The 12,277-nt window shown below is 62.9% G+C and carries 17 protein-coding genes; 6 read left to right on the top strand and 11 right to left on the bottom strand.

From position 1 onward, the window contains the following. The first annotated feature begins 14 nt into the window (after positions 1 to 14). On the top strand, positions 15 to 641 hold the full coding sequence (locus A9971_RS17775; protein WP_183001244.1) for a hypothetical protein: 627 nt from the start codon (positions 15 to 17) through the stop codon (positions 639 to 641). A 19-nt stretch (positions 642 to 660) separates the two neighbouring features. Here A9971_RS17775 and A9971_RS17770 read toward each other — a convergent pair whose 3' ends face one another. From A9971_RS17770 to A9971_RS17740, 7 genes are all read right to left on the bottom strand, one after another. Further along, a complete protein-coding gene (locus A9971_RS17770; protein ID WP_183001246.1) occupies positions 661 to 924 on the bottom strand; it encodes a hypothetical protein in 264 nt (87 codons plus the stop codon). Between the two features lie 54 nt (positions 925 to 978). Continuing rightward, positions 979 to 1,413 carry a DcrB-related protein gene (locus A9971_RS17765; RefSeq protein WP_015637489.1) on the bottom strand — a complete coding sequence of 145 codons (435 nt, stop codon included), beginning with the start codon at positions 1,411 to 1,413 and terminating at the stop codon, positions 979 to 981. A gap of 111 nt (positions 1,414 to 1,524) precedes the next feature. Beyond that, positions 1,525 to 1,896: a hypothetical protein gene (locus A9971_RS17760; RefSeq protein ID WP_041120416.1), complete on the bottom strand. Its 372-nt coding sequence runs from the start codon at positions 1,894 to 1,896 to the stop codon at positions 1,525 to 1,527. Next, complete coding sequence (locus A9971_RS17755; RefSeq protein ID WP_041120418.1) at positions 1,884 to 2,408, bottom strand: hypothetical protein; 525 nt, start codon at positions 2,406 to 2,408, stop codon at positions 1,884 to 1,886. Before A9971_RS17755 ends, A9971_RS17760 begins: the two co-directional genes overlap by 13 nt. Before the next feature lie 164 nt (positions 2,409 to 2,572). Next, positions 2,573 to 2,848: an HU family DNA-binding protein gene (locus A9971_RS17750; RefSeq protein WP_011064269.1), complete on the bottom strand. Its 276-nt coding sequence runs from the start codon at positions 2,846 to 2,848 to the stop codon at positions 2,573 to 2,575. 189 nt (positions 2,849 to 3,037) lie between these two features. Further along, on the bottom strand, positions 3,038 to 4,186 hold the full coding sequence (locus A9971_RS17745) for an NAD(P)/FAD-dependent oxidoreductase (RefSeq protein ID WP_053154601.1): 1,149 nt from the start codon (positions 4,184 to 4,186) through the stop codon (positions 3,038 to 3,040). A 42-nt stretch (positions 4,187 to 4,228) separates the two neighbouring features. Further along, positions 4,229 to 4,396 (bottom strand): rubredoxin, encoded by a 168-nt coding sequence (locus A9971_RS17740; RefSeq protein ID WP_011064271.1) that lies wholly within the window; start codon positions 4,394 to 4,396, stop codon positions 4,229 to 4,231. A gap of 215 nt (positions 4,397 to 4,611) precedes the next feature. On the opposite strand from A9971_RS17740, the gene A9971_RS17735 reads away from it, so the two are divergent. Both A9971_RS17735 and ubiA read left to right on the top strand, forming a co-directional pair. After that, positions 4,612 to 5,175 carry a chorismate lyase gene (locus A9971_RS17735; RefSeq protein ID WP_123431120.1) on the top strand — a complete coding sequence of 188 codons (564 nt, stop codon included), beginning with the start codon at positions 4,612 to 4,614 and terminating at the stop codon, positions 5,173 to 5,175. Continuing rightward, the gene (ubiA, locus tag A9971_RS17730) at positions 5,175 to 6,065 is read left to right on the top strand and encodes a 4-hydroxybenzoate octaprenyltransferase (RefSeq protein WP_011064273.1); all 891 of its coding nucleotides are present in this window, start codon (positions 5,175 to 5,177) and stop codon (positions 6,063 to 6,065) included. The genes A9971_RS17735 and ubiA overlap by 1 nt, the downstream gene beginning before the upstream one ends. Before the next feature lie 116 nt (positions 6,066 to 6,181). Here the strand turns inward: ubiA and A9971_RS17725 are convergent, their stop codons facing one another. Further along, a complete protein-coding gene (locus tag A9971_RS17725) occupies positions 6,182 to 6,565 on the bottom strand; it encodes a hypothetical protein (RefSeq protein ID WP_011064274.1) in 384 nt (127 codons plus the stop codon). Positions 6,566 to 6,716: 151 nt separating this feature from the next. Here A9971_RS17725 and phoB point away from each other — a divergent pair, with 151 nt between their 5' ends. From phoB to A9971_RS17710, 3 genes are all read left to right on the top strand, one after another. Next, positions 6,717 to 7,406, top strand: coding sequence for a phosphate regulon transcriptional regulator PhoB (gene phoB / locus A9971_RS17720; protein WP_003177195.1), 690 nt, complete (start codon positions 6,717 to 6,719; stop codon positions 7,404 to 7,406). A 128-nt stretch (positions 7,407 to 7,534) separates the two neighbouring features. Continuing rightward, positions 7,535 to 8,827: a phosphate regulon sensor histidine kinase PhoR gene (gene phoR / locus A9971_RS17715; protein ID WP_220803088.1), complete on the top strand. Its 1,293-nt coding sequence runs from the start codon at positions 7,535 to 7,537 to the stop codon at positions 8,825 to 8,827. A 117-nt stretch (positions 8,828 to 8,944) separates the two neighbouring features. Further along, positions 8,945 to 10,285: a hemolysin family protein gene (locus tag A9971_RS17710; protein WP_011064276.1), complete on the top strand. Its 1,341-nt coding sequence runs from the start codon at positions 8,945 to 8,947 to the stop codon at positions 10,283 to 10,285. A 37-nt stretch (positions 10,286 to 10,322) separates the two neighbouring features. Here the strand turns inward: A9971_RS17710 and A9971_RS17705 are convergent, their stop codons facing one another. The 3 genes from A9971_RS17705 to A9971_RS17695 all read right to left on the bottom strand — a co-directional run bounded on the left by A9971_RS17705 (position 10,323) and on the right by A9971_RS17695 (position 11,923). Then, positions 10,323 to 11,219 carry a M23 family metallopeptidase gene (locus A9971_RS17705; RefSeq protein ID WP_011064277.1) on the bottom strand — a complete coding sequence of 299 codons (897 nt, stop codon included), beginning with the start codon at positions 11,217 to 11,219 and terminating at the stop codon, positions 10,323 to 10,325. Positions 11,220 to 11,280: 61 nt separating this feature from the next. Beyond that, positions 11,281 to 11,595: a helix-turn-helix domain-containing protein gene (locus tag A9971_RS17700; protein ID WP_011064278.1), complete on the bottom strand. Its 315-nt coding sequence runs from the start codon at positions 11,593 to 11,595 to the stop codon at positions 11,281 to 11,283. Further along, on the bottom strand, positions 11,588 to 11,923 hold the full coding sequence (locus A9971_RS17695; protein WP_183001247.1) for a type II toxin-antitoxin system RelE/ParE family toxin: 336 nt from the start codon (positions 11,921 to 11,923) through the stop codon (positions 11,588 to 11,590). The genes A9971_RS17700 and A9971_RS17695 overlap by 8 nt, the downstream gene beginning before the upstream one ends. Positions 11,924 to 12,277 lie beyond the last annotated feature (354 nt).

Here is a 12,277-nt window from a genome sequence, read left to right as displayed (position 1 = left end):
CGAGTAATCGAGAAATGAAAGCAGACACCAAGGAATTGCGCAGCAACTTTGAAAAGGCGCTCCAGCTTTTTTTGAAGAGCGAGCTCTCGGGTTACCCCGGAGTAAAAGTCACCAAGAACAAAGTGGTGGTTGCACAGAAAGAATCGGGCGCCGTGGCGACCCTGCATTTCGAATACCTGGCCAACACCCGCGCCTACGAAATCATCATCTTCGTCGAACACCCGGCCCTGCAGGCCGAGATCGACCAGATAAACCCGCCCTACCCGTCCAACCTGGCCAATCCGAAATTTATCTACAGCTTGTCGACGGTCAGTGAAAAAGCTGCCTGCCCGCTACTGCCCGTGACAGAGCAAGGTATTGAAAATACCTGCCAGGTGATTCTGCGCCAGCTCCAGGATGTTCACCTGCCTATTCTGTTCAACCTCTTCAGCGTCAGCCCCGCGCTGGTGAGCGATGTCATAGACAGGCCAAAGTATTACTCCTATCCGGTCCCACTGATTTTTATCGCCTTGAAAACCAACAAAATCAAACCGGACGACGAAACGCTAGCGAAGATCATGAGCGAGCAGACCCTGGGCTACACCGGTCATCAGGACCTGAAAGAGTCGTTCAACAAGCAACTACTGGCAGCACTGAACTGAGCGCCTGTTGGAGGCCGGGTCAAATCGCCGAGCCGCGATTCTTGCCCGGCTTGATGATCAGCAACGCGTCCAGCTCGCGCTTTCTGGCGCGGCTGATGAACGCCAGCGCGGCCTGCAGATCCTGTTCGAACTGTTCGAAGGTCGCGCGCTCGATGGCGTAGTACTCCTCGTAGTCGACCACCCCAAGGCTCACCGGAAAGGTCAGGTAGTACTGGCCGGTGGATTCCTCGATGCCCATCGAGAACATCTCCTCGCGACTGACGAACAGATCGTTGAACTTCATGTCGGTTCCTAGAGTTCGGCTACCGGGCAATGCGCCTCAGGGCAGGTTGACCGATCAGGCTTTCGAAGGCTGCGGCTTGAGGCTCTGCATGGCCTGTTTCCAGGCTGGCTCATGATGCACCAGGTCGTTGACCGTGGTGGTCAGGGTGGTGATCAGCACGGCCGGCTTACGCTCGATGAAGACCTGGCGCAGCATCAGCTCGCGCCCTTCGCGTTTCCAGCTGTAGTCCAGCAGCACGGCGGCATGGCCCTGCATGTCGAAGTCCCAGCGCTTGATCAGGTTGAAACCTGGCAGTTGCTGCTCGGCAGCCTTCAGCTGCGCGGCGACATAATCGGCAAAGGCGGCGTCGCCCTGGCTCGGGTCGCGGCTGATGACGAAGCTGGCTTCCTGGGCACCGCCAACGGCTGGCAGCTTGAAGATATTGATGCTCTGGTCCTGCCAGGCGTCAGGAATATCGAGATCGGCTTCTTGAATGCGGTAGGTGGACAAGAGTTTGGCGTTCCATGCTGAAAGGGTGATTCGGAGAGTGGCAAATATTCAGGCAACGGCCGGCAACAATCAAGGAACCACTCGGCAACTCTGCGCAGCGGCCGTGGCCCCTCAACGCGCTTCCAGGCAGGACGCGTAGGCACGGGCGAAGCCTTGATCGAACTTGAGGGCCTGGGGCTCTTCGGGATCGATGCTGACGTTCCACAGGGCCTGCTGCGGCACGTCGTAGCGGACCCAGCCGATGATCCCGCTGCCGGAGGTTTCGTAGAACAGCTGCAGGCTCAGTTGGTCGCCATCGTCGCGGTCGATCAGCAGCTTGAGGTGCTCCGGGGTGGTGAAGTCGCGGTAGGGAAAATCGCTGCTGCGCACCAGTTCGGTGAGGTAGCCGTAGCAACCCTTGCCCGGGTTCGATTCATCCGCCAGGGCGGGCGTGGCCGCGCAGGCGATCAGCAGGCCCAGGCCTGCCAGGTTCAGGTACCGCATGATTGCCCCTTGAGGGTGAGGGTTTCGACCTGGTCGTTCATCTCGATGCGCGCCAGCACCTGGCGGTCGTGAGACTCCTGGTACTCGCTGAAATTGTTGCGCTTGAGGATGTTCAGGGTGACCCGGATATGAGCGCCGGTGCTCTGGTACTCGCTGCGTTCCGGGCCCTGGGCGGCGCCGGTGAGTTCCACCAGCTGGCCGGCGGTCTTGAGGTAAAGAAAGCGCTGGTCCACTTCCACCAGCAGGCGCGGAGCCCTGGGCGCCACGCTGTAGTCCTCGCGGGCCAGGGAATAGCCGCAAAGCCAGGCGCCGGAACTGTCGTATTTCTGGCTGTGGAACCAGCTGAGGGCCTCGCGATAGCCGATCTGCTCCAGTCGCGAGTCGTTGCCGGCAGCGGCCGATGACAGGCCAAGGCTGAACAGGCAGCCCACGACCAGGGCAACTAAACCGGGGCTTGCCAGGCCGTGCAGCAGGGCGGCCCATGAAAGGGGGCTGTCAGTGGGGCGGGTCATCCTTGGCCTTAGATCAAAAATCGAACGATCGCGCATCCTAGCCACGCCAAAGCGGCTTCGCAAGAACATCTGCGGGCAAACGGCAGGCAAAAAAATAGGCACCCGATGCGCTCGGCGTGCCTATTTCCCCTGCGTGCTCCCGCTGCCGGGAGCCCGCTCAATGCTTATGGGTTGACGCTGTCTTTCAGCGACTTGCCCGGTTTGAATGCCACGGTGTTGCTGGCCTTGATCTTTACCGGCTCGCCGGTCTGCGGGTTCTTGCCGGTGCGGGCGCCACGGTGGCGTTGCAGGAAGGTGCCAAAACCAACCAGGGTGACGCTGTCTTTGCGGTGCAGAGCCCCGGTGATCTCTTCAAGAATGGCGTTGAGCACGCGATTGGCCTGCTCTTTGGTCAGGTCCGCTTTTTCAGCAATGGCTGCGGCGAGTTCTGGTTTACGCATAGTGTGAAGCCTCTTTGACGGTTTTTTGTTGTTATGTCCGTGCTGTTCACGGGAACAGCGCCCAAGGCGCCGCAGGCTCTACGCTGCGGCAGACGGGTGTGAGGATGGCACGCGCTTGAGAGTGGCGCCAGTCTCCCCGCGACCTTTGTGAGGGCAAGAACCGGGTTATTCCGACAGAACGACCGGTATTTAAGCCAGCAGCGCAGGAAGTTCCTTGTTCAGGGCCAGTTTTTCCATCACCGCGGCCCCGGTCAGGGCGTAGCCCAGCAACTGGCCTTCGGCGTTGCGGCACAGGACCTTGATGTCGGCCCCCTGCCCTTCTGCAGTCCATACGCCTTCGGCGCCACGGGGCGGCGGCGACACCACCAGGGGGCAGACCGGAGTCTTGACGGTGATCGGCATCGGCCCGTAGCTGACCGCCGTCGGCTTGCCCGCCAGGGTCTGCGCCAGCGCCCGGGCGCAGCTCATCAGCGGCATCACGTACAGCAGGTTGAGACCGTCGACCTCGGCGCAATCGCCCAGGGCATAGATATTGGCGTGGGAGGTTTTCAGCTCGCGGTCCACCACCACTCCGCGATTGACCACCAGCCCGGCGGCAGCCGCCAGGTCGATGCGCGGGCGCAGGCCGATGGCCGAGACCACCAGGTCGCAGGCGATCACCTGGCCATCGGACAGGTGGGCTTCCAGACCGTCGGCGCTGCGCTGCAGGCGGTTGAGCACCGGGCCCAGGTGGAAGCGCGCGCCCAGGCTCTCCAGCCCGGCCTGGACCGCCGCCGCTGCGGCCGGGTGCAGCAGGGTCGGCATCACCTGCTCGCAAGGTGCCACCAGGTCCACGCTGTAGCCGCCGAGGATCAGGTCATTGGCGAACTCGCAGCCGATCAGCCCGGCGCCCAGCAGCAGCACCCGACGCTTGCCGGCCGCGGCGCTGCGAAAGCGCGCGTAGTCTTCCAGGTCATTGATGGGGAAAATCAGTTCGGATGCGTCGCCCTGCACCGGCACCCGCACGGTTTCCGCGCCCCAGGCCAGGATCAGGTCGCGATAGGCCACCGCTTCCTCGCCGATCCACAGACGCTTGTGGCCCGGGTCGATGCCGCTGATGCGGGTGTGGGTGCGGACCTCGGCCTTGAGCTGCTCGGCCATGGCGCCGGGCTCGGCCATGCTCAGGCCGTCGGCGTCCTTGTTCTTGCCGAAGCCGGTGGACAGCATCGGCTTGGAGTAGGAACGGCCATCGTCGGCAGTGATCAACAGCAGCGGCGTCTCGCTGTCGAGCTTGCGAAACTCCCGGGCCAGGTTGTAACCCGCCAGGCCCGTCCCCACGATCACTACCGGTGCGCTCATTCCCTGCTCCTTGTTATTGGTTGTTCAAGCCACAAAAGTCGATCAAGCGATCTCGATCATTTCGAAATCCATCTTGCCCACGCCGCAGTCCGGGCAGAGCCAGTCCGCGGGTACATCTTCCCAACGGGTACCCGGCAAAATACCGTCGTCCGGCCAGCCTTCCGCTTCGTTGTAAATCAGGCCGCAGACCACACATTGCCACTTTTTCATTGATGCATTTCCTCAAGGGTTCAGGCTTCGCCGGTGGGTCGGTCGATGGATCGACTCTAGAAGGCCACGCTGATCAGCGTCCGGCACTGGGGTTTTTTACTGATCACTACCGGCAGATGCAAGCACGTTCGTGCCGCCGGGCGTCCTGGATCAATCAAAACCGGCGATCGCCATGCTAAGCTCGCCGCCTCATTTGCTGCCAATACTGACCCACTGTGCCGCACTCAATGCCCCCCGCCCCGGCCCCCACCTGGCTGGTGCAAAGCCGTTTGTCCCCCTTCCCCGGCACAGCCGTTGCCAACTGGCTGTTCGATGAAGGGTCGCTGACCCGGCGCCTGACCCGGCTGTCCCACAACGCCTTCAGCGTCACCCCGCTGGTGCAAGAGTGGCAAACCCTGCGCAACGACGAATGCGCCGCCCTGGGCCTGCCCGAACAGAGCGAAGGCTGGGTGCGCGAGGTGTACTTGCGCGGGCACGGCCAGGCCTGGGTGTTCGCCCGTAGCGTCGCCGCCCGCAGCGCCCTGCTCGAAGGCGGCCTGAATATCGACGAACTGGGCAGCCGCTCCCTGGGCGAGTTGCTGTTCTGCGACCAGGCCTTTACCCGCCAGCCCATCGAAGTCTGCCGCTACCCCCGGCACTGGCTGCCCGCTGCCGTTGCCGACAACGGCCTGTGGGGCCGTCGCTCACGCTTTGACCGCGGCCCCCTGAGCCTGCTGGTGGCGGAAATCTTCCTGCCCAGCCTGTGGACCGCCATAGACGCCCGACCGGAGGCCTGCTGATGTACCTGAGCCTGCTCAAATCCCTCAATCGCCTGCACCCGCGGGCCTGGGACTTCCTGCAACTGGCGCGCATGGACAAGCCCATCGGCATCTATCTGCTGCTATGGCCAACCCTGGTGGCGCTGTGGATCGCCGCCGAGGGCCAGCCGTCCCTGAGCCATGTGCTGATCTTCACCTTCGGGGTGGTGCTGACCCGCGCCGGCGGCTGCGCCATCAACGACTTCGCCGACCGCAAGGTGGACGGCCAGGTCAAGCGCACCGACCAGCGGCCCCTGGCCACCGGCAAAGTCAGCGCCAAGGAGGCCCTGATACTGTTCGCGGTGCTGATGGGCGCCGCCTTCCTGCTGGTGCTGTGCACCAACGCCACCACGGTCTGGCTGTCGTTCGGCGCCCTGGCCCTGGCCGCCTGCTACCCCTTCATGAAGCGCTACACCTATTACCCGCAGGTGGTACTGGGGGCGGCGTATTCCTGGGGCATCCTGATGACCTTCACCGCGCAGAACGGCGAACTGCCGGCCACCGCGTGGCTGCTGTACATCGCCAACCTGCTGTGGACCGTGGGCTACGACACTTACTACGCCATGACCGACCGTGACGATGACCTGAAAATCGGGGTCAAGTCCACGGCGATCCTGTTCGGCGATGCCGACCGGGTGATCATTCTCACCCTGCAGGGCTTGTCCCTGGGTTGCCTGCTGCTGGCCGGGGCACGGTTCAATCTGGGGGGCTGGTTCCACCTGGGGCTGGCGGTGGCGGCGGCGTGTTTCGCCTGGGAGTTCTGGTACACCCGCGATCGCGACCGGATGAAGTGCTTCAAGGCCTTCCTGCATAACCACTGGGCGGGCCTGGCGATCTTTGTCGGGGTGGTGCTGGATTACGCGTTGCGCTAGACCGTCAAGCAAGGCCCTATGGGCCTTTTCGCAGCTTTGCCAGGGCTCGGCAGCGGCTACAGAGATCGGTGTAGCCGCTGCCGCAAGCTGCGAATGGCCCGGAGGGCGGCGGGAGGTCAGTCGGATTTCGCGACCTTCCAGGCGCCGTCCATCTTGCCTTCGCCGGTCATGTCACCGGCCTTCTTGTCCATCACGAAGCCATACAGCGGCTTGCCGTCGTAGGCCCACTGCATCTTGCCGTCGTCACGCTTGATCACCGTCCACTTGCCCATGGCCTTGTCACTGCCCTCGGCCATCAGCGGCGGCCAGTTGGCAGCGCATTTGTCATTGCACATGGACTTGCCGTCGGCATCCTTGGCAAAGGTGTAGAGGGTCATGCCCTTGTGGTCTACCAGCACGCCGTCCTTGCTCATTGCCGGGTCGGCGGCCATGGCGAATGTCGGCAGGGCCAGGACAGCGCCTACCAGCAGGACTTTCAACGATTGCTTGAACAGAGTCATGGAAACCTTCTTTTGTGGTTGTCAGGAATCGGACTCAAAGCTTAGTCCACGAAGCAGCACCCCGCCCCGCGACCTGAAATACTGTCACACGACTGCAATAATTCCGTTATCTAATGCGGCGCAAGACAGTTAAATGACAAGAGGTTCAAGCATGGTTGGCAGAAGCATTCTGATCGTTGACGACGAAGCGCCTATTCGCGAAATGATCGCCGTTGCGTTGGAAATGGCCGGCTATGACTGCATGGAGGCAGAGAACTCTCAGCAGGCCCATGCCATCATCGTCGACCGCAAGCCGGACCTGATCCTGCTGGACTGGATGCTGCCCGGCACTTCCGGCATCGAGTTGGCGCGGCGCCTCAAGCGCGACGAGCTGACCGGGGACATCCCGATCATCATGCTCACCGCCAAGGGTGAAGAGGACAACAAGATCCAGGGCCTGGAAGTCGGCGCCGACGACTACATCACCAAGCCGTTCTCCCCCCGCGAACTGGTGGCCCGCCTCAAGGCCGTGCTGCGCCGTGCCGGCCCTACCGATGGCGAAGCGCCAATCGAAGTCGGCGGCCTGCTGCTGGACCCCATCAGCCACCGGGTGACCATCGACGGCAAGCCCGCGGAAATGGGCCCTACCGAATACCGCCTGCTGCAGTTCTTCATGACCCACCAGGAGCGTGCCTACACCCGTGGCCAGCTGCTGGACCAGGTCTGGGGCGGCAATGTGTACGTCGAGGAACGCACCGTGGACGTGCATATCCGCCGGCTGCGCAAGGCCCTGGGCGATGCCTACGAGAATCTGGTACAAACCGTGCGCGGCACCGGCTATCGTTTTTCCACCAAGGCCTGACGGCAGCGGCAAGCGACAAGCGGCACGCCGATGAGTGACCGCTTCAACACTTGCAGCTTGGAGCTGCGCCACCCTCCACGGACGTGTTTCAAGTGAATCAAAACTGGCATGGCACCCTGATTCGCCACATGTTGCTGTTGATCACCGGCTGCCTGCTGGTGGGCCTGATCAGCGGCTACTACGGCTGGAGCCTGGCCGCTGGCTTAGGGCTCTACCTGGCCTGGACCCTCAAGCAGTTGCTGCGCCTGCACGAATGGCTGCGCCTGCATCAACCCGACGAAGCGCCCCCCGACGGTTATGGCCTGTGGGGCGAGGTGTTCGACAGCATCTACCACCTGCAACGCCGCGATCAGCGGGTGCGCGGGCGCCTGCAGGCGGTGATCGACCGGGTCCAGGAGTCCACCGCGGCCCTTAAGGACGCGGTGATCATGCTCGACAGCGACGGCAACCTGGAATGGTGGAACCGCGCCGCCGAGACCCTGCTGGGGCTCAAGACGCCCCAGGACAGCGGCCAGCCGGTGACCAACCTGGTGCGCCATCCGCGCTTCAAGGAATACTTCGAGCAGGACAGCTACGCCGAGCCACTGGAAATCCCCTCCCCGGCCAACGACCGGGTACGCATCCAGCTCTATATCACCCGCTACGGCAACAACGAGCACCTGATGCTGGTGCGCGACGTGACCCGCATCCACCAGCTGGAACAGATGCGCAAGGACTTCATCGCCAACGTCTCCCACGAGCTGCGCACGCCGCTGACGGTGATCTGCGGCTACCTGGAGACCCTGCTGGACAACGTCGAGGAAGTGAACCCGCGCTGGAGCCGCGCCCTGCAGCAGATGCAGCAGCAAGGCGGACGCATGCAGACCTTGCTCAACGACCTGCTGTTGCTGGCCAAGCTGGAGGCCACGGACTACCCGTCGGACAACCAGCCAGTGCCCATCGACGTGCTGCTGCAATCGATCAAGAGCGACGCCCAGGCGCTGTCCGGGGAACGCAACCAGCGCATCACCCTGGAAGCCGATGCCTCGGTACAACTCAAGGGCAGCGAGGCGGAGCTGCGCAGCGCCTTCTCCAACCTGGTGTTCAACGCAGTGAAATACACCCCGGCCGAAGGCAATATCCGCATTCGCTGGTGGGGCGACGAACAGGGCGCGCACCTGAGCGTGCAGGACTCGGGGATCGGCATCGACAACAAGCACCTGCCGCGCCTCACCGAACGCTTCTACCGGGTGGATTCGAGCCGCAACTCCAACACCGGCGGCACCGGCCTGGGCCTGGCCATCGTCAAGCATGTGCTGCTGCGCCACCGTGCGCGCCTGGAGATCAGCAGCGTGCTGGGCCACGGCAGCACCTTCACCTGCCATTTCGTTCCGGCCCAAGTGAAGAAAAACCGCACCCAGAGCCTGACCGACCAGCGCTGACAGCCACTCGCCCCTAGGCAATTGCCCTGTCAGCCGCTACATTGCGTAACTTGTGCCTGCCTTTCAGGCACCGCATTTCCTTCCTTTTCGAATACACGGAACCCGCAAAACTCCATCATGGACCCTTCCCCTGGTTTTACCCTCGCGTCTCTTTTCGCCGACTTCGGCATGATTCTTTTTGCTCTGATCCTGGTCCTGCTCAACGGCTTTTTCGTTGCGGCGGAGTTCGCCATGGTCAAGCTGCGCTCGACCCGGGTCGAGGCCATTGCCCACAAGAACGGCTGGCGCGGGCAGATCCTGCGCACCGTGCACAGCCAGCTCGACGCCTACCTCTCGGCCTGCCAACTGGGCATCACCCTGGCCTCCCTGGGCCTGGGCTGGGTCGGTGAGCCGGCCTTCGCCCATCTGCTGGAGCCGCTGCTGGGCGCCCTGGGCGTGAGCTCTCCGGAAGTGATCCGCGGCGTGTCGTTCTTCACCGCGTTCTTCATCATTTCCTACCTGCACATCGTGGTCGGCGAGCTGGCGCCCAAATCCTGGGCGATCCGCAAGCCGGAGCTGCTGTCGCTGTGGACGGCGGTGCCGCTGTACCTGTTCTACTGGCTGATGTACCCGGCCATCTACCTGCTCAACGCCAGCGCCAACACCATCTTGCGCATCGCCGGGCAGGGCGAGCCCGGCCCGCACCACGAACACCACTACAGCCGAGAAGAACTCAAGCTGATCCTGCACTCCAGCCGCGGCCAGGACCCCAGCGACCAGGGCATGCGCGTACTGGCCTCGGCGGTGGAAATGGGCGAACTGGAAGTGGTGGACTGGGCCAATTCCCGGGAAGACCTGATCAGCGTCGAGTTCAACGCGCCGCTCAAGGAAATCCTCGCCCTGTTCCGTCGCCACAAGTTCAGCCGCTACCCGGTCTACGACAGCGAGCGCAACGAATTCGTCGGCCTGCTGCACATCAAGGACCTGCTGCTGGAACTGGCGGCCCTGGACCACATTCCCGAGTCGTTCAACCTGGCCGAGCTGACCCGCCCGCTGGAGCGCGTATCCCGGCACATGCCGCTGTCGCAGTTGCTGGAGCAGTTCCGCAAGGGCGGCTCGCACTTCGCCCTGGTGGAAGAAGCCGACGGCAAGGTCATTGGCTACCTGACCATGGAAGACGTGCTTGAAGTGCTGGTGGGCGATATCCAGGACGAACACCGCAAGACCGAGCGCGGCATCCTGGCCTACCAGCCGGGCAAGCTGCTGGTGCGCGGTGACACCCCGCTGTTCAAGGTGGAACGCCTGCTGGGCATCGACCTGGACCATATCGAGGCCGAAACCCTCGCCGGCCTGGTGTACGAAACCCTGAAACGGGTGCCGGAAGAGGAAGAAGTACTGGAAGTCGAAGGCCTGCGCATCATCATCAAGAAGATGAAGGGACCGAAGATCATCCTGGCCAAGGTGCTGATGCTGGATTGACGGCCCTTTCGCCGCCAAGCCGGCTCCTACGGGCAGGTTATTGGTTGCCCAGGGCAAAATTCGGCAAATCTCCCAGGGGCTGGTTGAACTGATAGGGAATCGACACCAGCCCCAACCCGGTATTGCGCTGCACCACGAAATGCAGGTGCGGCCCACTGCTGTTGCCGGTGTTGCCCGACAGCCCCAGGGCGCTGCCCACCGCCACTCGCTGGCCCTCCCGCACGCTGACCGACCCCTGCTTGAGGTGCAGGTACACGCCCATGGTGCCGTCGTCGTGCAGCACCCGGACGAAATTGCCCGCCGGGTTATTGCCCCGCCCGTTCTGGGCGTTCTCGGTCTTCACCACCACCCCGCCCCGGGCGGCAATGATCGGCGTCCCCACCGGCATGGCGATATCCATCGCATAGCGGCTCTTGGGGCTGAAATGGCTGTATTGGCCATTGGCGCCCTGGGTCAGGCGAAACGGCCCGCCACGCCAGGGCAGCGGATAGCGATAGGCCTGGGTGGCGCCTGCCGGATCCCCCAGGGAATAACGGAATCTGGGGGCATAGCTCAGAGGCTGGTCGGCGCGAATCGCCGTGAGCAGCGCCAGGCGCTGCCTGCTGCGTGCCGGCAGCACCTGGCGGATCGGCTGCCCCGGAGCGCCGCTGACATTGTTCAACCCGGCAAAGCTCAACTCCACTTCCACCGGGGCATACAGGTCATTGCGCACATACACCGCATCCACCCCCCTGTGCTTCTGGATATCCAGGCGCACCTGGCGCTCAAGGTGCTCCACCATGCGGTCGCGGAACACGAACTCCTGGGCCCCCGGCGAAGGCCGGTCGCTGTAGGAGACCACGCCATTGGCGTCGATGGACTTGTACACAGTCATCGCCGCCAGCGACGTGGCGGCTAAAGACAATCCACAGAAAAACAGCAGGCGCACAAACATTCGGCAGCTTCTTGGCAGAGGGTGGAATCACGCTAGCAGCCTGATATGGAGCTTGTATGAATCAGGCGGGCGCCAAGGGTTCAATGCCGCCAGCGTCGAAGTGGATGTCCACCCCCAGTTGCGCCGCCTCGCAGAGGTTGACCAGCGCATCGAGGGAGAACTTGTTGATCTTGCCGCTGAGCACATCGTTGAGCCGGGGCTGGGTGATATTGAGGCGCCTGGCCGCCTCCTTCTGCGACACCCCCCAGGCCTGCACGGTCTTGCCCAGTTCCAGCATCAGCTTGGCCCGCAGGCGCATGTTGGCGGCCTCCTGGGGGGTGGCTTCAAGGGCATCCCAGACACTGGCAAAGCGCTGGTTGATCGGTTGGTCAGTCATGGCGTGAACCTGCTTGCTGAAATCTGGCACGAGCCAGCTCGATATCCCGCGCCTCGGTCTTGCGGGTGGTCTTGCGCACCGCGTGCAACACATAAATGGCCGCGGCCCGCCGGACCACATGGAACAACCGAAACGCCCCGGAGTCCTCATGAATCCTGATCTCGAAAACGCCCGGGCCAATGGTTTTCACCGACCTGCAATCGTAGGGCTGTTCGCCCTGCTGCAGCAGATCCAGCTGGAAACCGGCGGCCCGACGGGCATCTTCAGGGAATGCCCTGAGATCCCGCAGCGCGCTCCCGACAAACACCACATCCTTGTGCCTGGGCATCGAACCTCTCCTGTTAATGACCAGGAACAAGGCTAATCAACACGGCCAGGACCGGTCGCGCCGGGTTGTTTCAAGGCATGGCCGCAAGGAGTGAACAAAAGAGCGCGCCACCTGAAATCTATATCCAAACAGATATAAATCAAGCGCAAAGAAATTAATCTGACGTACGGCGGAAAGTACCGAGGGGGGCGGAGCACGCCTTGTAGCTTGAGGGTTACGGCCTATGTTGCGAGTTGCTCGCTCGATAGCGGGATGACGCAGCAGCCCGCCTCGGCGGCCGGCAAAAGCCCGCAGTGGGAAAGTGTTTTCAGCAGATTTCCGCAGCCTCCCATCACCGCAGGAGCCGGCTTGCCG

It is taken from the genome of Pseudomonas sp. UME65 (assembly GCF_014170225.1).
Taxonomy (GTDB): domain Bacteria; phylum Pseudomonadota; class Gammaproteobacteria; order Pseudomonadales; family Pseudomonadaceae; genus Aquipseudomonas; species Aquipseudomonas protegens.
Note: the sequence above shows the minus strand (reverse complement) of the source record. Positions and strands in the feature narration are given on the sequence as shown.